19 protein-coding genes are annotated in these 21,668 nt (G+C 48.1%); 4 read left to right on the top strand and 15 right to left on the bottom strand.

Annotation, left to right across the window (positions count from 1 at the left end):
- Positions 1–116: 116 nt before the first annotated feature.
- The 3 genes from FHS17_RS05735 to FHS17_RS05725 are packed head-to-tail and all read left to right on the top strand — an operon-like array spanning position 117 to position 3,786.
- The gene (locus tag FHS17_RS05735; protein ID WP_167276162.1) at positions 117–1,595 is read left to right on the top strand and encodes a spore germination protein; all 1,479 of its coding nucleotides are present in this window, start codon (positions 117–119) and stop codon (positions 1,593–1,595) included.
- Positions 1,596–1,618: 23 nt separating this feature from the next.
- Positions 1,619–2,677, top strand: a complete 1,059-nt coding sequence (locus FHS17_RS05730) for a Ger(x)C family spore germination protein (RefSeq protein ID WP_167276161.1) — start codon at positions 1,619–1,621, stop codon at positions 2,675–2,677.
- A complete protein-coding gene (locus tag FHS17_RS05725; RefSeq protein ID WP_167276160.1) occupies positions 2,677–3,786 on the top strand; it encodes a GerAB/ArcD/ProY family transporter in 1,110 nt (369 codons plus the stop codon). Before FHS17_RS05730 ends, FHS17_RS05725 begins: the two co-directional genes overlap by 1 nt.
- A 107-nt stretch (positions 3,787–3,893) precedes the next feature.
- Here the strand turns inward: FHS17_RS05725 and FHS17_RS05720 are convergent, their stop codons facing one another.
- The 5 genes from FHS17_RS05720 to FHS17_RS05700 all read right to left on the bottom strand — a co-directional run bounded on the left by FHS17_RS05720 (position 3,894) and on the right by FHS17_RS05700 (position 8,811).
- Positions 3,894–4,967: a Gfo/Idh/MocA family protein gene (locus tag FHS17_RS05720; RefSeq protein WP_167276159.1), complete on the bottom strand. Its 1,074-nt coding sequence runs from the start codon at positions 4,965–4,967 to the stop codon at positions 3,894–3,896.
- Positions 4,967–5,968, bottom strand: a complete 1,002-nt coding sequence (locus tag FHS17_RS05715) for a Gfo/Idh/MocA family protein (RefSeq protein ID WP_167276157.1) — start codon at positions 5,966–5,968, stop codon at positions 4,967–4,969. Before FHS17_RS05715 ends, FHS17_RS05720 begins: the two co-directional genes overlap by 1 nt.
- Positions 5,969–6,789: 821 nt before the next feature.
- Positions 6,790–7,215, bottom strand: coding sequence for an ester cyclase (locus FHS17_RS05710; RefSeq protein ID WP_167276155.1), 426 nt, complete (start codon positions 7,213–7,215; stop codon positions 6,790–6,792).
- Positions 7,216–7,324: 109 nt separating this feature from the next.
- A complete protein-coding gene (locus FHS17_RS05705; protein WP_167276153.1) occupies positions 7,325–7,789 on the bottom strand; it encodes a cupin domain-containing protein in 465 nt (154 codons plus the stop codon).
- A gap of 14 nt (positions 7,790–7,803) precedes the next feature.
- The gene (locus FHS17_RS05700) at positions 7,804–8,811 is read right to left on the bottom strand and encodes an oxidoreductase (RefSeq protein WP_167276151.1); all 1,008 of its coding nucleotides are present in this window, start codon (positions 8,809–8,811) and stop codon (positions 7,804–7,806) included.
- A gap of 241 nt (positions 8,812–9,052) precedes the next feature.
- On the opposite strand from FHS17_RS05700, the gene FHS17_RS05695 reads away from it, so the two are divergent.
- Positions 9,053–9,610 (top strand): TetR/AcrR family transcriptional regulator, encoded by a 558-nt coding sequence (locus FHS17_RS05695; RefSeq protein WP_167276149.1) that lies wholly within the window; start codon positions 9,053–9,055, stop codon positions 9,608–9,610.
- 98 nt (positions 9,611–9,708) lie between these two features.
- On the opposite strand, the gene FHS17_RS05690 is transcribed toward FHS17_RS05695, so the two are convergent.
- The 10 genes from FHS17_RS05690 to FHS17_RS05645 all read right to left on the bottom strand — a co-directional run bounded on the left by FHS17_RS05690 (position 9,709) and on the right by FHS17_RS05645 (position 21,615).
- Positions 9,709–10,239, bottom strand: coding sequence for a P-loop nucleotide/nucleoside kinase family protein (locus FHS17_RS05690; RefSeq protein WP_167276146.1), 531 nt, complete (start codon positions 10,237–10,239; stop codon positions 9,709–9,711).
- Positions 10,240–10,339: 100 nt separating this feature from the next.
- Positions 10,340–11,206: an aldo/keto reductase gene (locus FHS17_RS05685; protein WP_208420216.1), complete on the bottom strand. Its 867-nt coding sequence runs from the start codon at positions 11,204–11,206 to the stop codon at positions 10,340–10,342.
- Between the two features lie 187 nt (positions 11,207–11,393).
- Positions 11,394–12,275 (bottom strand): aminoglycoside phosphotransferase family protein, encoded by an 882-nt coding sequence (locus FHS17_RS05680; protein ID WP_167276142.1) that lies wholly within the window; start codon positions 12,273–12,275, stop codon positions 11,394–11,396.
- Between the two features lie 149 nt (positions 12,276–12,424).
- Positions 12,425–12,760, bottom strand: coding sequence for a DUF1801 domain-containing protein (locus FHS17_RS05675; protein ID WP_167276139.1), 336 nt, complete (start codon positions 12,758–12,760; stop codon positions 12,425–12,427).
- A 157-nt stretch (positions 12,761–12,917) separates the two neighbouring features.
- The gene (locus FHS17_RS05670; protein ID WP_167276135.1) at positions 12,918–13,451 is read right to left on the bottom strand and encodes a hypothetical protein; all 534 of its coding nucleotides are present in this window, start codon (positions 13,449–13,451) and stop codon (positions 12,918–12,920) included.
- A gap of 225 nt (positions 13,452–13,676) precedes the next feature.
- Entirely contained in the window at positions 13,677–13,988 is a 312-nt protein-coding gene (locus FHS17_RS05665) for a metal-sensing transcriptional repressor (protein WP_167276130.1), read from the bottom strand.
- Between the two features lie 84 nt (positions 13,989–14,072).
- A complete protein-coding gene (locus tag FHS17_RS05660; RefSeq protein WP_167276112.1) occupies positions 14,073–15,842 on the bottom strand; it encodes an ABC transporter ATP-binding protein in 1,770 nt (589 codons plus the stop codon).
- A 196-nt stretch (positions 15,843–16,038) separates the two neighbouring features.
- Positions 16,039–16,308 carry a GNAT family N-acetyltransferase gene (locus tag FHS17_RS31195; protein WP_167276507.1) on the bottom strand — a complete coding sequence of 90 codons (270 nt, stop codon included), beginning with the start codon at positions 16,306–16,308 and terminating at the stop codon, positions 16,039–16,041.
- 532 nt (positions 16,309–16,840) lie between these two features.
- Positions 16,841–19,888, bottom strand: coding sequence for a DEAD/DEAH box helicase (locus FHS17_RS05650; RefSeq protein ID WP_167276107.1), 3,048 nt, complete (start codon positions 19,886–19,888; stop codon positions 16,841–16,843).
- Positions 19,885–21,615 carry an SWIM zinc finger family protein gene (locus tag FHS17_RS05645; protein ID WP_167276102.1) on the bottom strand — a complete coding sequence of 577 codons (1,731 nt, stop codon included), beginning with the start codon at positions 21,613–21,615 and terminating at the stop codon, positions 19,885–19,887. Before FHS17_RS05645 ends, FHS17_RS05650 begins: the two co-directional genes overlap by 4 nt.
- Positions 21,616–21,668: the final 53 nt, after the last annotated feature.

The raw sequence follows: 21,668 nt of genomic DNA, 5'->3' as shown, positions 1-21,668 counted from the left end.
CATCGAATATTCCCTACGATTATCCGTTGTTATGCATGGGAAATGAAGGGTATAAACAAAGCCGACATCAATCATACTAGGAGCATATTGCTTGATTCAGACAGGCGGTGACATTTATGCTTCCCAATTTGCTTCACGATTTGAAAGAAAGCACGAAATCTGCTGATTTACTGCAATCATGTATAACCATTAACAATAATCGCATCTATTTTACTTATTTCAGTACGCTTATCAATCAAGAAAAATTTCACCATGATGTCCTTTCGTTTATTCAATTATCCAAAGGCGATTGGAATCATTTGCATTTGCAAGATCTTCAAGCCATGATTCCTCTTGAGGGAATGAAGATTTCGGAAGAATTGGACGAGGTAATAAAAAGTTTGGTACGTGGTTCAATCTTCCTTCAATTGGATCCCCACTTGCACGAAGGTTTAATTATTGATCTTTCAGATCAAAAATCGGGGCTTCGTGATCACAATGATACGGAAAACGAGTTTAGCGTCATTGGTCCAAAGGTTGGTTTTGTCGAGAGCTTGGATATCAACTTATCCTTACTTCGCAGAGGGTTCGGTACCGAGAAACTCACCTTTGAAGAGCTATCAATCGGCAAGATGTCAAAGACGAGGATCGTCATTGCTTATTTGGATGGCATTACGAATCCCGAGTACATCAACACAGCCAGACAAAGGCTCTCGGATCTGGATTTCGACATCGTATTCGAAAGTTCTCTATTGGAACAACTCATCACGGACAACTCGAATTCTCCGTTTCCGTTATTCTTGTCCAGTGAGCGTCTGGATAGAATCATGTACTCCGTGTTGAACGGGGAAGTGGCTATTTTGTGCGACGGCTCCCCATTTGTACTCACAAGACCCACGAGCCTGTTTAGCTTTTTCGTTTCTCCGGAAGACTACTATTTGCCTTGGATTCTGGGATCGTGTTTTCGTCTTATTCGTTATTTCGGAGTTGCCTTTTCGATTCTCGCTTCTTCCTTTTACGTAGCTATTCTCACCTTTCACTATATCGTCATTCCCCGGGAGCTTTTAGGACCGATTATCGAATCAAGATCAAACGTACCTTTCCCGCCTGTGTTGGAGGTGCTATTTCTAGAAATGACGATCGAGTTGCTTCGCGAAGCCGGGTCTAGACTTCCATCAAAGGTCAGCCAAACCTTGGGTATAGTAGGAGGTATTATACTTGGGCAGGCTGCGGTGGCGGCTGGCTTAACCAGTAATATTTTGCTCATTATCGTTTCGCTTTCGGCATTGGCTTCTTTTACCACGCCAATCTTCAAAATCTCGAACACCATTCGATTTTTACGCTTTCCACTAATTGTTTTAGCCTCATTTTGGGGCGGATTTGGCATCATGATCGGGTTGATGTTTATTTTAGGCCATTTATTGCGCTTGAAATCACTTGGCGCACCGTATATTGTGCCTATTTTCCCTTTCCGGAACAATAGCTTCAGCGATAGCTTTATCCGTTCTTCTTTTACCCAATTGAATAATCGGTTTTTCACGACTCGTCCTCTTTCAACGAAAAGATTTAACGTGAAAAAAAATAAGGACATAGGCGACGACTACAATAACGAATGATTTGATAAGATGGGAGAATTGAAATGATGAGAAGGCACGCGGGGGTACTAATTTGCTGTTGCATTTTGTTATCCGGCTGCGCTCAAGAACGGGTCGTCGACAAAATCAATATTCTCCAGTACATGGGCGCAGACCTAGAAGAAGATAAGATTAAACTAAGCGTTTCGTATCCGGAGTATATCAAAGCTTCGGGAGGACAATCCATTGTAACCACGGAGTCTAATGTGGTCTATGGGGTTTTCACGGCTCTGACTGGAAAATCCTCTCAACCCGTTGAAATGGGTCAAATGCGAACTTTAGTCCTGAACAAAAATTTCGCAAAAAAATACATAGCTGAACTTGCCGATATTATCAATCGACAATTCACGAAAAGCACCAAAGCTTCTATTGTGTTAACGGACCAAAGCACAAGCGCGATTATTGCCGAGGCTTCCCGAAAACCTCCTTTCTTTTTGTCCGAGCTGATCGAACAAAACATGGATCACGGAAATACGCCAAATACGAATTATCATTCTTTCGTTAATCAATTTTATGGAGAGGGGCAAGACATGTACTTGCCGGTTATCAACCTTTATAAAGGCGTGTTTCAAATGGATGGTGTAGCCGTCTTTAAAGGAGACGATTTAAAACTTAGGTTAAATGCCAATGAGGGTTTGTATCTGAAATTGCTCAAAGATAAAAAAAAGACAGGCGAATACGATTTCATTGCCAGCACAAATTCCATGTACTCTCTTATTATTTTACACGGCAAATCTAAGATTGACGTTAAAGAAGATGGCAAAACAATGATATCCCTTAAGCTAGACATCCAGCTTAGAGAAATCCCGGAACAAATGAACGTACGGAACCCAAAAGATTTACAAAAAATCAGGAAGCAAATTGAAGAGAGGTTATCCTCGGAGATTACGACGATGCTGATTCGTCTACAGCAAAACAGGGTCGATCCAATCGGCTTTGGAGAGAAATATAGGAGACAGCATCAAACATTCAAAGAAGAAGCGTATTACGAAAAAATCTACCCTCATCTACTTTTTGAGGTCAAAACGAACGTTATTATATCACATGCAGGGGTTGGGCAATAATGCAACAACGGATAAAGGAAAATTACGCGATTTCGGGATACTTTGTATTTTTCTTGATTGCTGTTACCCAGGCGGCCGCGACTTTATTTAATTTCCAGAGCCTTGCGCTTCATGCCGGCCAAGATGCTTGGATATCGATTATTCTGATAGGCGTGAGTCTTCATCTCATCATCTGGATGATTTACAAAATGCTCGGCAATCCAGCCAAAGATGTTATTGACGTCCATCAAACGGTTTTTGGAACAATCATTGGGAATGTTCTTTCTTTAATCGTGGTCGGTTACTATTTCTTAATGGCTCTATTCTTTCTCCGTTCTTATATGGAAGTCATACAAGTGTGGGTATTTCCTTCCCTTCGCACATGGGTTATTGCAGGGTTATTTATTTGTATAATCTACTATGTCGTTTCTGGCGGGTTTAGGGTTGTTGCCGGGTTCAGCTTTTTTTATTTAACGCTGATCCCAATGTTTTTCTGGTTCTATTTCCCAACTCGACAAGGAGATCTCGGATTATTGCTGCCTATTTTCAATCATTCTTTAATAGATGTAATAAAAAGCTCAAAGTCATCTTGCATCATTTTCTTCGGGATTGAACCTTTATTAATCTATTTGCCTTTCTTAAAAGCTGGCCAAAAGCATGAAAAATGGGCTCATTTCGCTCTAATGTTTTCCACTTTCAAATATACTGCGATTATGATCGTAACCCTGATGTATTTCAGTCAAGGACTGTTAAAACATACCTTTTGGCCAACGATGGCCATGACGCAAAACATTGAATTCTCTTTTATTGCGAGGTTCGAATACGTCTTTATATTTATGTGGCAGTTAACCATTATCCCGACGGTTTGCATTCCCATTTGGTGCTGCACAAGAATTATGAAAAGAGTATGTTCAATAAAGCCCGGTCTATCGTTACCTTTTGTGTTGGCGGCACTTCTAATTGCTGCGCTAACCTTAAAAGAACGAGCGCAAATTGACGCTTTTGGTACTTTCATTAATGACTGCGCGATCTACTTCCATTTTGCTTATATTCCGTTGCTGTTTATTATCACGTGGATTGTAGCTCGTTTAAAGGGGAAGAGAAAAATAACCAAAATCGATGAAACTTAAATTTTAGCATACGGTTCAAATAAGTGCCCAACCTAGCAAACCCATGTCGCACGTGTAGTAAACTTAAGGGAGGCGGTCTCCCGTCCTCCCCTTCCCAATCCTTTCGGTCAGTCGAAGTAGACCGGTTTCCCGGTTTCGGCGGAGATATAGACCGCCTCCAGAATCGCCGAAACAATCATCGCCTCTTCAGGCTTCACGAGCGGCTCCGTATCGTTCACGATACAGTCGATCCACTGCTTGGCTTCGTACTCGAAATCCGTTAGATTCTCGCCTCTGAAGCGTTCCCTTGTCTTCGGATCCACGTCGATGACATTCAGGAATAGGCTGCCGTCCCGCTCGCCATTGATTCGCAGGCCGCCGTTGAAGTCCGCTCCACCTTTCGTGCCGCACAAATACGATCCTTCCGTCTTGGCGACATTGAGTGCCCAGCTGGTTTCGATCGAAACGACGGCGCCGTTTTTGAATTTCACATAGCCGAAGGCCGAATCCTCCACTTCGAATTCCTTTGGATTCCAGGAGCCCCACTCGTTCGCCGCATTCTCCGTATGCTTTAATTTATGGAAAACGCTGCCCACGACGCTTTCCGGCTCGTAATTGTTCATCAGCCAGAGGATGAGATCCAGAGAGTGGGTGCCGATATCGATCATTGGACCTCCGCCCTGCTTCTCCTTATCTAGAAACACGCCCCATGTGGGGACGCCTCTCCGTCTGGTCGCGATCGCTTTGGCATAATAGATATCGCCAAGCTCGTCGTTCTCGATCATTTTCTTCAGCAGTTGGGACTGCGCCTTGCTCCGGTTTTGGTAACCGACCGTCAGCTTCTTCCCGGTCCGGACATGAGCGTCATACATGGCTTTCGCTTCGGCTCCGGTCTTTGCCATCGGCTTCTCACACATGACATGCTTCCCGGCCTCCAATGCCGCGATCGAAATCTCAGCATGGGAGATATTCGGCGTCAGAACATGAATGACTTCGATTTCTTCCATGGCGAGCAGCTGGTTGTAATCCGTGAATACCCGGGCGCCTGGCGCGCCGTACTTCTCAGCGGCTTCGCGCGCGCGTTCCTCGATTAGATCGCAGAATGCAACTATCTCTGCCTGTTCTACTTTGGCCAGGCTCGGCAAATGCTTGCCGTTGGCGATCATGCCGCATCCGATAATTCCTATCTTGACTGTACGCATTACTTACATCCTCCCGGCTGCTTGAATTCGACCGTTCTTCGCTCGCGATGCGCAATATAGGCCGTTTCCAGCAGCTCCGTAAGCTTCGTGCCATCCTCCAACCCGAAGGGCATCGGCCCGTCGTTCAGGACGCCATTCACCCATTGAGTCAACGGCAGCGGCTGTGCTTCGGGCAGCCGGTAAGGAGAAATCCAACCCTGCAGAGGAGAATCGGCATTTTTGGATGCGACTTGCACGCTGTCTCCGGAGATGATGAGCGTTCCTTCCGTTCCGTACAGCTCGAACGCCGGCGGCGTCCGGTAAGTGACCAGACTGGTCTCCAGCAGCGCGATCGCATTGTTTGCGAACTCGATCGAGCATTGCGCGTTGTCTTCGACTGCTCGGCCTGTGAAATGGCTGAACATCGACGTGATGCGTTTCGGCTGGCCGAGCAGCCAACTGGCCAGGTACATCGGGTGGCAGCCGAGATCCATCATGGCGCCACCGCCCGCTAGTTTTTCGTCGTACCAATAGTCGGGTAGCCAATTGCGGAGCGCGCCGTCATGGCCGTTTCGAATGCGCAATAGTGTGATTTCACCGAGTTGGCCTTCGTCCAGCAGCTGCTTGGCGAACAGATGATGCGGTCTGGTCCGGGCGGGGAACGAAATGCAGAACTTGACGCCAGCCTGCCGGACGGCAGCCGAGATAAGGTCGCATTCCGCGACGGTAAGCGCCATCACTTTCTCGGTGAAAATGTGCTTGCCCGCGTTCGCTGCGGCAATCATCACATCGGCGTGCATGCTCGTCGGAGCGTCGACGACTACGGCGTCCACGTCTTCCCTGCGGAGCAGCGCATCAAGGTCGGATTCGAACCCGGCTCCGAGCTCTTTCGCCCAGGCGCTACCCCTTTCCTTGTTTTCATCCCATACGGCCGTAATGTTAGCGTTCTCAAGAGATTGCAGGTGTTTGGCGTACCCATCGGCATGAACATGCCACTTGCTGAGCATGGCAACATTTAGCATTCGAGAATCCCTCCAAGTCCATATTATAAAAAGGCGGCTCGCTGCTTATTCGACTTTAGGTGTATGCGTCTTGCAAAGGTTAGGTTAATCATGCGAGCAGTCATGGTGGAAGTGGTCAATTAATGGGAGCAGTCAGGTCAGTCAGGTCAGTGAGGGTAATCAGACAGTGAGCTGTCAATCAGCGGCAGGGGCAGTTAATCGTCTTCTAAGACATAGGCCGAATCTTCGGCATTGAATTGGCGGACGGCCGTCCGAGGTCGGAGAAGTGTACCCGAGGCGGACTGTATATGTAATGCATGTTATAACGGTCGTAATCGCCATCATGCGGTTAGGTGCAGTGCCTTCAAACATAAACGATCAAGCTCGGTGAATGCAACGGCCTCGGAAATGGTACAAAGTCCTTGGTACTGTTCAGTAGTCATGCGACAACCTTCCGACTTCATGAAACGGATGATGGAAAATAGGCATCAACGCCGACCGGATTGTTCGAGTCTAGGAAACAAAAGAGTCTGAGTCAGCGCGGACTTGAAATGCAGCATCTCTCTATGTGAAGCAGGATCACCTCCAACGCGTCACGTTCAACTAGAATATATCATATATATTAAATATGAAACAATATTACATTAGGACAGAAAAACCATGAGATCACGACGAAGAAGAGGATCCTGCGACAACTGTGTTTTTAATATTCATGGTTGCCGCCATCATAAAATGCCTATAAAAAATAGGCTAACCAATATATTTGGTTAACCTATTAATACGAAAACCGCGTATGCAGACTTTCGCTGGTTTTTCATAATTTGATAGATACTGCAGCCTTGTTACTTTATAGGCTTCAAAAGTTGCTGCGAGAGCTCATATGCGCTTCGTTCCACCCAGTTGTGGGCGAGTTTACCATCACGAACCTCCCATACCGCGATGCCTGTAAGCTGAATTGGGCGATCGTCGGGCTGAGAACCAAGTACACCTTGATTATATCCCGTGACTATCCATCGCGAAACAACGCGCTTGCCGTCGGCGCCGCTGAACATATCGAGGCTCTTTAACTTGATGTCGCGGATCTTCGAAGTGAATGTCCGTGCCCACTCCTTAAAGGCAGCGCGACCCACAACGTCGCCATCCGAGTTCGAGAGAACAAAGTCATCCGTACAGAGACGGTCGATGACATCGAGATTCTGTGGAAGGTTATAAACTTTAGCCCATAGCTCCCTGAGAAGCTCTTCACCGATGTTGCTGGATAAATTCATCTGATCACCTCATGCCGATTAAACGGGACAGCCAAAATTAGACCCTAGACTGTCCCGCTTTGATTATTTTATGAAGTCCATTTTGTCAAATTCTAAGTGATTTAAGGGATTACGGGAGCAATGGAGGCCCTATAATCAGGGTATCATTTTGCTCGGCCAGTCGCCCAATTTCCTCGATTGAATGTCGGCCAATTTCAGGGAAGAAATCATCAATTCCGCCTGGCGCAAAGGTGAAAAGAATACGTCCACTATCTAGCCCGATATTTGCCCATGCATGTGGTACGCCACGGGGAACCACAACACTCGTTCCCGGAGTAGCTTCAAATTCCTCTTCTCCCACTTGGAAAAGGAAAGTGCCTTCTAGAATCTCGAATACCTCTTCCCTTTCTTTATGAATATGCTTCGGTGGACCAATCAAACTTGGGACACGCGCTTCAATGACGGTAATCGCTCCGCCAACTTGATTGCTATGAATACGAATAGCCATTTGTTCGCCTGGCATTGTGTCGAACCATTCGAGATCCTTTGCGAATGTAACAGCTGCTTTGGTTACGGCCTTATTTGTCTGTTCCATTTTTGATTTCTCCTTTATATTGCAAATTTTTGACCTATCAGTTGTTCACTAAGGCTCCAGAGCCGATCGGCTGCTTCCGTATCAACCGCATACGGCATCACGCCTGAATCCGTTAAAGTCGATTCATTGTCTAAATCAAAGTCTGACTCAGCGTCATGCCCCAGAGGAGCGATATCACAGTTCTCACAATAGACACCGCCCATATTGTTAAGCTCTGGGCTCGTCGCGCACCATACACTGGTAGCAGCCCCTTGTGCTATCGTCTTGAGATTTTTCGCTGGGTCGAGAACAGGCTGTCCATGCTCGTCAATGACTCCGGCCGCTCGAAGTTCCTCTTCCGAAAGATGTTTTTCCAGACCGGTACCGACGATGCTGCCTGGATGAAGGGAAAAAGCCCGTACACCGTCAGCCTGTCCGCGTTTATCCAGCTCGACCGCGAAGAGAATATTGGCTGTCTTGGACTGGCCATAGGCTGCCCAGCGATCATAGTCACGTCGATCGAAGTTAGGATCATCAAACACGACAGGCGAAAAGTGATGCCCCCAAGACGATACTGACACCACCCGCGCACCGTTCGCCTTGCGCAGCGCTGGCCATAGCCGTGATACAAGGTGGAAATGGCCTAGATGGTTCGTCGCGAATTGCGATTCATATCCCCTCGAATCGCGGGACAGCGGAGACGCCATAATGCCAGCGCTGTTTACCAAGATATGCAGTGCTTGCCCGGTGGCAAGAAACTTGTCTGCAAAGGCATTAATCGAAGCAGGGTCCATCAGGTCCATCACTTCAATATCAACGCCGTCGATGTTTGCAAGGGCGTTCACTGCTCTATTGTAGTCTCTCGTTGGAACAATAACCTTGGCGCCTGCAGAACGCAGTACCCGCACGGTCTCAAGACCAAGTCCGGAATAGCCTCCAGTGACGATGGCCGTTTTATCGGAAAGGTCAATACCTTTAATAACTTCCTCGGCTGTGACAGAAGCTCCAAATCTAGAGCCGATTGGTGTTTGCTTAGTTGTCATAATAAAGTTCTCCTTTAAAGGTTAGTATAATAAATGACTTATCATGCCTTGCTATCTGTATCGAAGCGATAGCCGCAAAGTTCAGCTAATATAATTGGCAATCCTATCGTAACTTTTTTGATTTATACGTTGATCATCATTACAACCTCCCCCACTAGTTACTTAGACAAAAAACGTTTAATGTCTATGCGCCTATACTATACAACTAGACAAAGTTTGTAAAGTGTATAATAATAACATCATGGACGATAAAAAGAGGCTTCATATACTAACCGTAGCTTTGGACGTGTTTTTCAAGTATGGCTATAAGCGTGTGTCAATGAATGAAATAGCAGAAGCCGCCGGCATATCTCGAGCGGGTCTATATTTGTATTTTAAAAACAAGGAGGAAGTTTTTAACGCGACGATTCTTCACTATGGCGACCTTCTTATTGAAGAAATAAAGGAAGGTCTCTCTTTCAAGAAAACGCCTGAAGACAAAATTTTATATGTGTTCGAGGTATGGTCTATAAACAATTTCGATCAATCGTTGAACTCACCGGAAGTGAAAGAAATGACTGACAGCTCATATACATTCGCTCAAGAGGCACTCCATGCGAGCTACAATAAGCTTGAGGTCGTTTTAATCTCTATCTTGGAATCCAAGTCGACATCAGCCAGCAGCCTAAATAGCCTATCTCCAGAGAGATTGGCACATCTTTTAACAAGTGCATCTCGCGGGTTTAAAATTGTCGCCAGAAATTCTTCGGAACTACGCGAAATGATTGAAGACTTGCTTCGAATGCTTTTAAGCAAATGATAAGAACTTCTATAAATAACCGGAGGCCGAAATAAAATCAGCGTAACCGGAATAATCCGGCAACGCTGATTTTTGTTTTATATTTAAATTGATTGTTTTCACTGGTCAATAGCCACATAAAAACGAGCGTTTTTGATGACTTCTTCTACCGTTTCTGAGAGTTGTTTAAGTGTAGTGTCATAACTAAATTTGTTAGTTGAAGGTGAGCTCTCCATTTTGTTTAATAAAAACAAAGAACGTTCTAAGGAATCTATATCCCCTCGAGTTATTAATCTTTCGATTATTTTTTCTTTAGCAGCTTTTAGTACAACATACTTCAAACTCACATTTTTTAAATCAGATAAATGTTTGCAAAACCAATCAAGTTCTTCCTCTACTACAAAGTCAATAACGACATTTAAGTCATGCTGCAAGGAATTCCTCGTCAAAGCCAGTATATTTTCCCACGTGAGTCGTAAACGCTCTTCCCACGAAAGTGATAATTCGTTATTTAACATATCAAGGAGAACATCTCCCTCAATTAAAACGCATTGCCCAACATTTCGTGCAAGTTCTTTCGTAGTCGTTGATTTGCCAACCCCAAGAGGACCCGATATCAGGTAGACTATATTTTTATTATGTTTGTTCAATCTCAATCCCCCATAACTAAAGCATCAAAATCGTGCATGAATTTGTTCTTACCAGAGAAAAAAACCATCACCAGGCTTGGTGATGGTTTTTTTATTAGCACTATGCCGTTATTTGAGCAGCGATGCCGTTCAATTCGGCTACGTCTTCGTCAGATAGCTTCAAGTTGGATGCACCGGCGCAGTTAACGATGTTAACTGCTTTGCTGGCGCCGGGAATCGGCAGAATAATTGGCGACAATTGAAGCAGCCATGCAATCGCGATCTGTTGCGGCGACGCATCATAACTCTTGGCGATCCGTGAAAGCATCTCGTTGCTGCCGATGCCTTGCGCGTTACCCATGCCGTTTAGAGGGCTGTACGGTAGGAAGGCAATACCGAGCTCTTCGCAGCGTTTCAGCACTGGAATGGACGAATGGTCAAACAAATTCATACGGTTTTGAACAGACGCGACAGTTACAATTTCGCGGGCTTCTTCCAGTTGTGCAACTGAAACGTTCGACAGCCCCACGTGAACGATCTTCCCTTCCCGCTGTAATTCCGCGACTGTTCCCACGGATTCCGCAAACGGAACCTTAGGATCCGGACGATGGAATTGATAGAGCGTGATGGCTTCCACGCCGAGCGCACGCAAGCTGTCCTCGCACGCTTGACGCAAGTGTTCAGGACGGCCATCAGTTTCCCAACGTCCATCCGGACGAACGTGGCCGCCTTTTGTCGCGATGACTGCTTCGGGACGATTATGTAAAGCTTTGGCCAGCAGACGTTCGTTATGACCGGATTCGGTCGAATTCAAGCAGTACGAATCGGCCGTATCGAACAGGGTAATCCCTTGCTCCAATGCGGCATGCACCGTTCTGATGCCGTCTTCCTCTGTAGGGCGTCCATTAACGGACAACGGCATTCCACCCATTCCGATTTCCCCCACGATTATTCCCGTCGAACCTAGCCTACGTTGTTGCATTGTCATAGTACAACCTCCTTAGAGATAGTTATGAAGCTTCCAAGAGTAGTGACGAAATATTCTGTTTTAGTATACCAGTTCAGCTTTTTCACCAATAGTACTGAAAAAAAGTACATCTAGTTACTTTGATGTTAGTAAAGCTCGGTTTTCGTGTGAAATTACCGATGACCGTACATTTAGGCCATCCTTTGACTCAATAACCCACCGATTTCCTTAAAGTAAGTATATTTTCCTCAAGGAACGCTTGGTTTTTCTCAATTCCTCTGTTTTTACACCAAACAACTGCGCTGAAAGCATCGTAAATATTATAAAATGGCAGAACTCTTTCCAGAGCCATCATAGGTCGAATCGATTGATAACCTTTAATGTACGGTATCTTTGTTCTCGGATTGACGTCCCAAATATATCGATTGACTTTTGTAAAATCTATTTCCGATGATCCACCACGGGCACTCTCGAAATCAATAATGCCAGTAACCTCGTTACCATCCACCATTATATTACCTGGTCTAAAATCCATGTGAACAATACATGGACCGTCAGGATCCGGTAAAGTAGACAAAACTTCATCAAAGTGAAGAATACATCTATCATACAATTTTGAGTCGAGAATCTCTTTGCATGGCTCTTTCCACTTTTCAAAATTACTTTTGATATGTAATCTCCAATTATTTTGGTCAAGTAATTTATAGCCATCAGTTACATGGCAACCATAACCGGGAGTTTTAACCTCATGGAGCATAGCGTGATACACGCCAATTTGAAAAGAAAGTTTCTCATCAATGTCTCCTGTACAAGGCGTACCTTGAATTGCCGAAAGAAGCAATGCTCCATTAGTACTTTCATCCCCGTACCAAATGTCAAATACCTTAGGAACAGGTATAATATCCTTTAATGTTTCAAGCATCTGAAATTCACGTATTAGTTTATCCTTGTTAAATGGGATTTTTATAAAGACGTTTTCTCCATTGGTAAGAGTAAGTTTGTATACATCAGAACTAAATGACTCTGGAACATCATCTATATTCGAGACGCTCAACTTTAGCTTTTCTATAACGTTAAGAATAGAACTCATATGGTACCTCCAGTTTTAGATAGCAAGTGATAGTTCGATTCGTTTCTCCGAAAGCCTAATATACATAAAATAAAAAAAGCCGCAGTTTATGCGACTTCCTTTGTACATATCTCATTTAAAATAGCCGCCTAATATCCCGTTGATTTCTGTTACAGTGTGCTGGAGGCTTGCTTTAGAAGACCAGACAGCAGGACTAGATCCGGTGTGTCCCCTTCACGCAATTTGATCCATTTCCGCTCGCTCGGCCCTTCGAATCCCTTCGGAAAGTCGATACCGTTTGCATTCATGATCATGAACGCAATGGCGTCCTTTGAAGGCGAAATAACCGCTGCATAATGTCCATTTTTCAGAAAATGCGGTTTCTTGTACTGAATTCGTTCTTCAGCTTCGGGGATCGTCTTATGAATCATATCCCGTAGGGTCGAACTAATCTCACCTTGCCATTTAGACAGATTTTCAATGTAGGTCGTAACTTCCTGATTCAATTTGTTATTCCCTCCTATTTGGATGGTCCATTGGTTATGAAGAAAATATACTACTTCTGGAATATGACTGTAAAGTAATATAAATTTTTCCTAATTTATATCGATTCAACCTGAACTTCACTTAGTCCATTCCGTCAGGACATTTTTCATGTTCAGTCTAATCGGCTTGGAGCACCTCGTCTTCACACTCTTCTATATATCGTTTATGTCGATCTTTCATCGGTTCTGTAATGTACTCTTTACAAAAAAGAGGTTCTTCTTCGATACAAAGGAACTTCTCAACAAGCCTCAGGTTTTCTACCCCCTCAAACTCGACGATATGTATCTCTTCTAATAGGACTGTCGCTTTCGCACTGTCTAGAAAACTAGCTGTGTCAAAGTGAATAACTCCATCATACCCCAACTCCTTCATGTTTTTTTGAAGATCAGAATCCGATTTACGTTTGTTGATTTGATTTTGAACTCTTTTCCCTACGCCACCATTTGCTCCTGATATTCCTATATAAAGTATCTTATTTTTGGAGCAATAACTCGTTTGGCCATAAAAAATATAAAAGCCAGGGAACCTCATGTCGAATATTTCATTTATACTTTGAGGGGATACATCATATACTTTTGGCGGAATAATTGCTTTTGATTTCGAATATTGCTTTTTAAATCCTCCGAGAAGCGCTTCTAATATTTTATCCATGTGAATGATCACCCTCTCCTTTAACTAACCTGCCCATTGCCGATGTTGCCGGCTGTTGATTCAACTATATTTTATTACGCTATCTTGACCATTAGTCTAGAAAAAGCATCCGGTCATAGCGATCGGCTGCTTCCCTCCAACCTCTTAATCTCAACTCATCACCGTTTTTTCGTTTTCAACAAAAAAGATACCCCTCTCTAATTTCAATTAAGGGGTATCTCGTATTTAACGAATATAATTTTCCAAGGCTTTATTCAGATCAGCAAGAACCTGCTCTTCGTTTCCATGATGCACAGCATGTACCACACAGCTTTCTAAATGATCTTTCAGTAGAAGCTTTGCCGCTTTATCCAGCGCTTTCTGAACCGCAGCAATTTGCAGTAGAACATCTGAGCAGTCTCGACCGCTTTCTGTCATTTGTTTGACGGCCCGAATGTGACCTTCTACACGAGCTAAGCGGTTAACGATTTGCTTTCTGTATTTATGAACGTGATCATGGTCATGATGTACAAGTTGATCGTCTTCCCCTTCACTCATTGCATGCCCTCCATTCTTCTACACTAATTATATCCCCCTGGCGGGGTTAATTTAAAGTGTCTATCTGAATACAAAAACACAGAGCTATAAAGTATTGAAATGTGCTTCCTGTGTCTCAACGTTTTGAATGTTATACAGTTTTGCATATGCTCCATCCTGATGCATTAATTGTGTATGGCTGCCCTCTTCTTTGATTTCACCTTGTTCGATAAGTACAATCCGATCAGCATGCGTAATGGTAGACAAACGGTGAGCAATAATGATTGTCGTGCGATCTCTGGCCAGACGTTCTAATGATTCCTGGACCAGATGCTCGGATTCCAGATCAAGTGCTGAAGTGGCTTCATCTAAAATAATTAGTTTCGGATTTTTCAGAAACACACGTGCAATAGCGATACGTTGCTTTTGCCCTCCGGACAGCTTAACTCCTCTTTCTCCGATCTGTGTCTGATATCCTTGGGTAAGTCCTTCAATAAAATCATGAGCATTAGCCGCCAATGCTGCTTGACGAACATCCTCATCCGAAGCCTCGGGTCTGCCGAGCAATATATTTTCTTTAATAGTACCGCTAAATAAGATGTTATCCTGAAGAACAATACCAATCTGACTTCGAAGACTGTGAAGAGTAATGTCCTTAATCTCTTCATTATCCATACGCAGATAACCCTTCTGTATGTCATACAGCCGCGGGATTAAACTGACAATAGATGATTTTCCCCCACCGCTCATCCCCACCAAGGCTACAGTTTCACCTGGCTTAATATCGAGCTCAATTCCTTTTAACACCCAATCCTGGTCATCAGAATACTTAAACCAAACCTTATCGAATTGAACGTGACCTTTCATCTCATTCATCGGTTTGGATTTCAGAGAATCAGCAACATCATATGGTTCGTGCATAAATTCCAGGACACGTTCCAACGATGCACTTGCCTGTGTTAGTTCCGTAGATGCATTCACAATCCGGCGAAGCGGATTATACAGTCGTTCCAAATAACCAAAGAAAGCAACGAATGCACCAATGGATAGATGTCCCTCGATCACCTGATATCCGCCATAGGTGATGACCAGCAGAGGTGCAATATCTGTCAGTGTATTAATAATTCCGTTGGTAAGAGCATTCCACCGGGTATGTGCAACAGCACGTTCAAGAAACTGCTTGTTCTTCGTCCCGAATTGCTGCTGCTCAAATTGTTCTAACGTGAAGCTTTTGATCACGGGTATACCATTTATTCGTTCATGTAAATACCCTTGCATCTCTGCTAATGATTGTGATCTGGATTTCGTAAGTATCCGGAGTCGTTTATAAAGCAATTTAACAGCAAGTGCATACAAAGGAAGAATGGCGATGGAGACCAGAGTTAATGAGGAGTCCATATAACTCATTATGCCTAATGCAATGGCCAAAGTGACCAGATCTAACCAGATGTTCATCATCCCTGTTTCCACTATACTTTTCGTCTGCTCCACGTCATTCATCATTCGAGAAATGATCTCACCAGATTTGTGGTTCTGGTAATAACGCAGTGACAACCGTTGAGCATGTTGATATAAGCGGTTGCGGATATCGAACAAGATTCTTGAAGTAATAAGTTGAGCAAAGTACTGCCGGTAATACTCAATCGGATAACGAATAACCACAAATAATAGAGATGCACCAGAGATGACCGTCAGCAGCATAGTCATCTTTTCATGATTTACCTGATCACTTAACAAGATATCGTCCACCACATATTTCATAAGCAATGGCAAGGTTAACGGTATAGAGAACTTAATGATACCTATTCCAACAGTGATCAAGACAAGATGCCAATAGGGTTTGACGAATGTAAAGTAAGCCTTGAAATTTGACATGATGTCTCTCCTTTCTTACTGTTCAAGGTGACAAGTTCTTTCTCACTGACAGTAAACATTATATCCCCCCTCAGGGGATAATCAAGATATTTTCACTAAATTTAAGAAATTAAGTTAGGGACTTTTTAGATTTCCTCTTCCTGAAGAAAAATATAAAAGCGCCCATCAAATGGACGCTTTAAAAAGATATTATGTATTAACCGGCTGTGGAATCCAGTTTTCTCTGCATATAAATTACAACTTCCGTTTCAATCACTGTATTTCCGTTCTCATCTTTATTTTCCCAGCTAGTTAAGAATTCACCTTGTCCCCAATCTACGTAACCCAATTTCTCATAAAATCTTCTGGCTGCTGTATTACTAACACCTACCTCTAATCCTATACGAGTACATTTTTTTTCTTTTGCTAATCGCTCAGCTTCTTGAATAATTGCGGTTGCAACACCTTTTCTACGATATTCATCTATCGTTAGCCCTGCTTATAAGAAAGCGCTATGTGTAATGTCCAGTAATTTTGTTACTGAATCATTATTAAGACCACTCCATCGTAGTAAGAAATGTCCGATAGGGGAGTTATTATGCCAAGCAATCAAATATAGTCCCTCACCCCTCTTTTATAAAGCAAAACTATTGTACTGATAGATTGGATTATCAGGTGAGAACTGTGTCACAAAGAAATCCAATTGGGACTCTTTTGCTTCTTTTATTTCTAAATATAATTCCTCATTATTCATTTCTTTCAGACCTTTCGAATTAGTATGCTTAATATATTCGTGAAAATATTTGCTTTGCCAGTTAGCTAATGATATCAGTGTAGCCAAATACTAGGGTTTCACTGCCATCATGTTGTATATTGAACTGCCTTTATATTACCACATACTGGGACTTCTCTGTCCTTTAGTGTAATAAAAAGGAGCAGTTGCCGGTGGCAAACTGCTCCAAAATGTTTTCAACTAATAACAGTCGGTTCGTACAGATCTCGCATACCCGCGTCAACCCCTATTCCGACCAGTCGCGCCGTAACGTGAACAGGTCACGCAGCGCGTCCGTCGACAGCTCCGTGATCCAGCCTTCCGAGCTCGTGATGACGTCGTCGCTCAGCTGCTGCTTGCTCTCGAGCATCTCGTCGATCCGCTCCTCCAGCGTGCCGAGTGAGATGAACTTGTGCACCTGCACGTCACGCGTCTGGCCCATCCGGTAGGCGCGGTCCGTCGCTTGGTTCTCCACGGCGGGGTTCCACCAGCGATCGAAATGAAACACGTGGTTAGCCGCGGTCAGGTTGAGCCCGACGCCGCCGGCTTTGATCGATAGAATGAACACGTTCGGTTGTTCTGAGTCCGGCAGCTCCTGGGACTGGAACTGCTCGATCATCCGATCACGCGCCATCTTAGACGAGCCGCCGTGGAGGTATAGGACGGGCTCGCCAAGCTCCCGGCCTAGCACTCGCTGAAGCATTTCGCCCATCCCGATGTACTGCGTGAAGATGAGGCAGCGCTCGCCCTCCTCACGAAGCTCCTTTACGAGATCAAGCAGCCGTTCGAGCTTGGCGGAACGGCTGATGAGCATCGCCGATTCGGCGGCTTCCTCGCGCTCGTCCTCCGGCACCGGCACTGCCTCCTTCGTCAGCAGCACAGGATGGTCGCACAGCTGCTTCAGTCGTGTCAGCGCGGAGAGGATCGCGCCTTTTCGCTGGATGCCCTCCAGCTTTTTGACCTCGTCCATCAATTCCTTCACGGTCTGCTCGTAGAGTGCACTCTGTTCACCGGTGAGATGGATGTACGTCTTCATTTCGTTCTTCTCCGGCAGGTCCAGCATAATGTTCGGATCCTTCTTCTTACGCCGGAGCATGAACGGCTTCACTAGTCGCTGCAGCTCTTGCGTCCGCGTCTCGTCGCGTTCGCGCTCGATTGCCTGGCCGAACCGCTCGGCAAAGGCGCGGGCGGTACCGAGATAGCCTGGATTGGTAAAATCGTAGATCGACCACAGCTCCGCGAGCTTGTTCTCGATCGGTGTGCCCGTCAGCGCGATTCGGTGCCGCGCGGGGAAGCTCTTGACCGCTATAGCCTGCTTCGTGCCGGCGTTCTTGATGTTCTGCGCCTCGTCGAGGCAGATCGCCGACCACGTATAGCCGCCGAGCAGCTCCTGGTCCAGCGTCGCCGTCGCGTACGAGGTCAGCACGAGGTCGACCTCCGACGCTTCCGCGTAGAACGCGTCGCCTCCCAACCGCTTGCTGCCGTAATGGAGCAGGATGCGCAGCGATGGCGCGAAGCGGCGCACCTCCTTCTGCCAGTTGCCTAGCACCGAGGTCGGGCAGATCAGCAAGGCGGGACAGCGTCCTCCGTTTGCGGACGCTTCCTCGGCGACGTGCAGCAGGTACGTGATGAATTGAATCGTCTTTCCAAGGCCCATATCGTCTGCTAGGACAGCGCCGAGCCCGAACCTTCGCAGAAACGCGAGCCAGGAGAAGCCGCCCTGCTGGTAGCTGCGCAGCTCCGCATGCAGTGTCGGCGGCACGGGGACAGACGGCCAGTCCGTCTGCTGCGTCAGCTGCGCCATGACGGTCGTCAAGTGGGCGTTCAACTCGACGTCCATCTCTAGTTCACCTTCGTTCATGCCGTCCTCCTCGCCGCCATTTTCGCTGTCCTTGCTCGAGGCCGCCGGTATAAAGAAGTCGCGGTTGCGGCGCAGATGCATCTGCAGGACGTACTGGAAGGACAAGCCTCGCTGCGGATCGGCTCCCGCCATCGCTTTGCGGATCTGCGCGAGCAGGCCGGGATCGAGAGGCACCCATTGTCCACGAAACTGAACGAGCCGCTCGCCGCGGGCAACCAGCTCCCTGAACTCCGCCTCGCTGAGGTCGGCGTTACCGATAGAGACATGCCAATCGAATTCAATCAGCGCATTGAGACCGAAGAAGGACCGGCTGCCGCCCGCGCTCTCCCCTTCGCCTTCGCCTGGGCGCACCTTCGCGCGCAGTCGCGGCTTCTTGCGGCTCGCCTCCTCCCACCAGGCGGGCAGCAGCACCTGCCAGCCTGCGGCCAGGAGGCGCTGGCTGTCCACGGTCAGGAACTGCCATGCGTTCTCATCCGTCAGTGGGGCATTCAACACGTCTACGGGGCTGCCGTCCAGCCGGTCCGCCGGCAGGCTCGCGCGAAGATGCGCGAGCCAGGCAGCGGATCGCTCGCGCACGTGCGGCGTCCATCCTGTGGGCCACGTCCCGGAGGCTTCGCCGTCCGCGGCCAGCCGAACCGGCACGAGCTTCGCTTGATCGAGCTTATCTTGCAGCAGGAGAGCGAGGCGCCAGCCGGCTTCGATATCCTCCGGCTCCGGCTCTAGCAGCTGCAGGAGCGGCCGGAACGGCAGCGTGTCTGCCTTCCAGCCGGCGGCAACGAGCCAGCCGCGCTCGTCGAGGCCTGTTGCCGCCCCGGCGCGGTCGAATAGTAGAGGGAAGTCGCGGCGTAGGTCGCCTGCGGCTTCCTCCGTGCCGTAATGGCGCTGAAACACTGCCGCGGAGAAGGCGGCGCCGAGGCCGGCCAGCAAGGCGGCATCTGCCTCTTCCGTGCCCTGGGCTTCTTCGTCCCAATCGCCGTCCTCGTCTGGTCCGCTGTGCTCGAGTGCGCGAAGCAACCGGCGCGTCATCGCATCGAGCGCCACCGCGTCCCATGTCCACCGCAGCTTGCCAGCCTTGTAAGCCTCGAAGCTCGGGATGAATTTCCGCTCCTCGACACCGCGCTCCAGAGCCGGTGCGAGCGCGGCGATCCGCGCGGCGTCGCCTTCGAGCTGCCAGGTCATGTGCATCGGCAGCAATTCGGGATTGGCGAAGAACGGCAAGACCATCTCCGCCGGCAGCACGACGAGCTCCAGCTCGTCATGCAGCTTCTCGATTTCGAGCTCCGTGCCATAGAAAGACGGCTCGTGCCGCGCGAACAGCCGCTGCTTGACGAGCAGCCCCGGCGCGTAGCCGGACGCATCCGCGCCAAAGATTAGCGCGTCGCCTTGTTCGGTCAAGCTCGCTTGAATCGTAAGTGTATCAGCGTATGTGTTCATGACAACAGTCCTCCTTTACGCAGTTCTTCCTGCAACGCCCGCAACCGGCTGTTCCGACTCGCGAACGCAATGATGAACTGCTCCCATCGCTCGCCTTTCTTCAGGCGCGCGTACAGCTTGGCGAGCCGCTTCAGCAGCTTCGCTGCTGCTTTGTAGCCGTCGCGGTTTTTCTGCAGCACGTACCGTTCCACCGCCTGATGGTAGAAGGGCAGCAGCAGCTCCGGCGCGTCCTTCTCGACCGGCTTCAGCACGGTCACTCGGAACGACAGCGGATCCTGGCCCATGCACATTTGCAGGTCGATCCAGCGGTCCCACCTGCCGTGAGCCGCCAACGCATCCTCGTAGACGGTGCGCGAGAACGGCAGCATCGCCTGGAGCGTGCGCCACATCTCCGATTCCGCCTCCGGCAGCTGCGCCACGACCGACGCCCAATAGTCGCCGTAGAGCGTGAGATCCTCGCTACGAACGCCGACGAGCAGCGGACCGGTCACCGCGAGCCAGTCGCGCAGCCGCACCCATTGCTCCGCGTGCTCGAGGAAACCGAGCTGCGGGTTGAGATGCTCCGGCTTCAGCATCAGCTTGCTTCCGTCCCGAGCGATTAAAGTCAGCGCTTCCGCGTCGCGCGCGAGGTAGAGCAGGAGCAGGCACTGCGCGAGCGTCCACGGCAATCGCGACAGGGCCGGGCCGAGCTCCGCTTCCGCCACCTGCAGCTTGCGCAGCTCCTTCTCGTACAAAGGTGCAGTTCCGGCCGATCCGGGACCTAGCCAGCGCAGCCACAGCGAAGCATAGAGCTCAGCGAAGCAGCCGAGGGTTTTATCCTCGGTCAGCATGCTCTCCCGGAGGAAATCTGCCGTCTCCATCAACCGGTCCCAATACGCCGAGCTATCGTCCGCCAGCGCCAGCTTGTCTTCGAGCAGGCTTCGCGCATGGCCGCGCAACCCCTCCATCGCGAGCTTTGTATGGTAGCCCATGAATAAGCCCGATTGGCGCGTGTCCGCCTGGGCTGGCTTGATCATCCGCTCCAGCACGAAAAGCAGAGTATGAAGGGTGAATAATTGCTCCAGCGCCCAAGGCAGCACGGGCCGCATCGCCTGCAGGTCGGAGAGCAGCTCGCTGGCCTCCTGTGCCGTGCGGAAATGCAGGTGCATCGGTCCGCAGCGTGCCTGGAACCGATCGTGCCACTTAGCCACGGGGAGCTCGGTCAGCTCCGCCTCCGTCAAGGTCGGCCGGACGGGCCGAGAGGCCTCCGGCACGGCACCGCGGTTTGCGCCTTCGCTTTCGTTGCCAGCCCAGGACGTCGATCCTGCGGCTGCTCCTCCTTCAACGTCCGCGCGGGCACCGAAGCGTCTGCCGTCCGGCGCCGCGCCAGGCTTGGCGCTGACGGCCGCGCTTTTCAAGGCGCTGCGCGCGTTGGCGAGTGCCTGGATCGGCCGGCCACACAGCTCCGCGTAACGCATCAAGGTAGCGGCCATGTGCGTGCAGGAGCTTTTTGAGCAGGCACATTCACTCGCCGTGAGATCGTCCAGATCGACGGCGACATCGTACATCCGGTTATCCTTGACGCGCGCGTCCACGTGCACGCCGTCGTCGCGGAGCACCAGCTCCTCGACCCGTCCCTGTTTAAAATATTGAAACCCCCGTATGATCGTCAGTTCGTCGAAGCACTCGGCGACGCCTTCCAGCAGCCCCCGCCACGCTACGTCATCCAGTATGTAGTCCATATCCATTATCTTTTGACTCCCGTTTACATCGTTATGTATTCTTAAAACTTCGCTCTCTA

It is taken from the genome of Paenibacillus lupini, assembly GCF_011761355.1.
Classification (GTDB): domain Bacteria; phylum Bacillota; class Bacilli; order Paenibacillales; family Paenibacillaceae; genus Pristimantibacillus; species Pristimantibacillus lupini.
The sequence above is the reverse complement of the archived record's forward strand: the minus strand, read 5'-3'. Positions and strand labels throughout refer to the sequence as shown.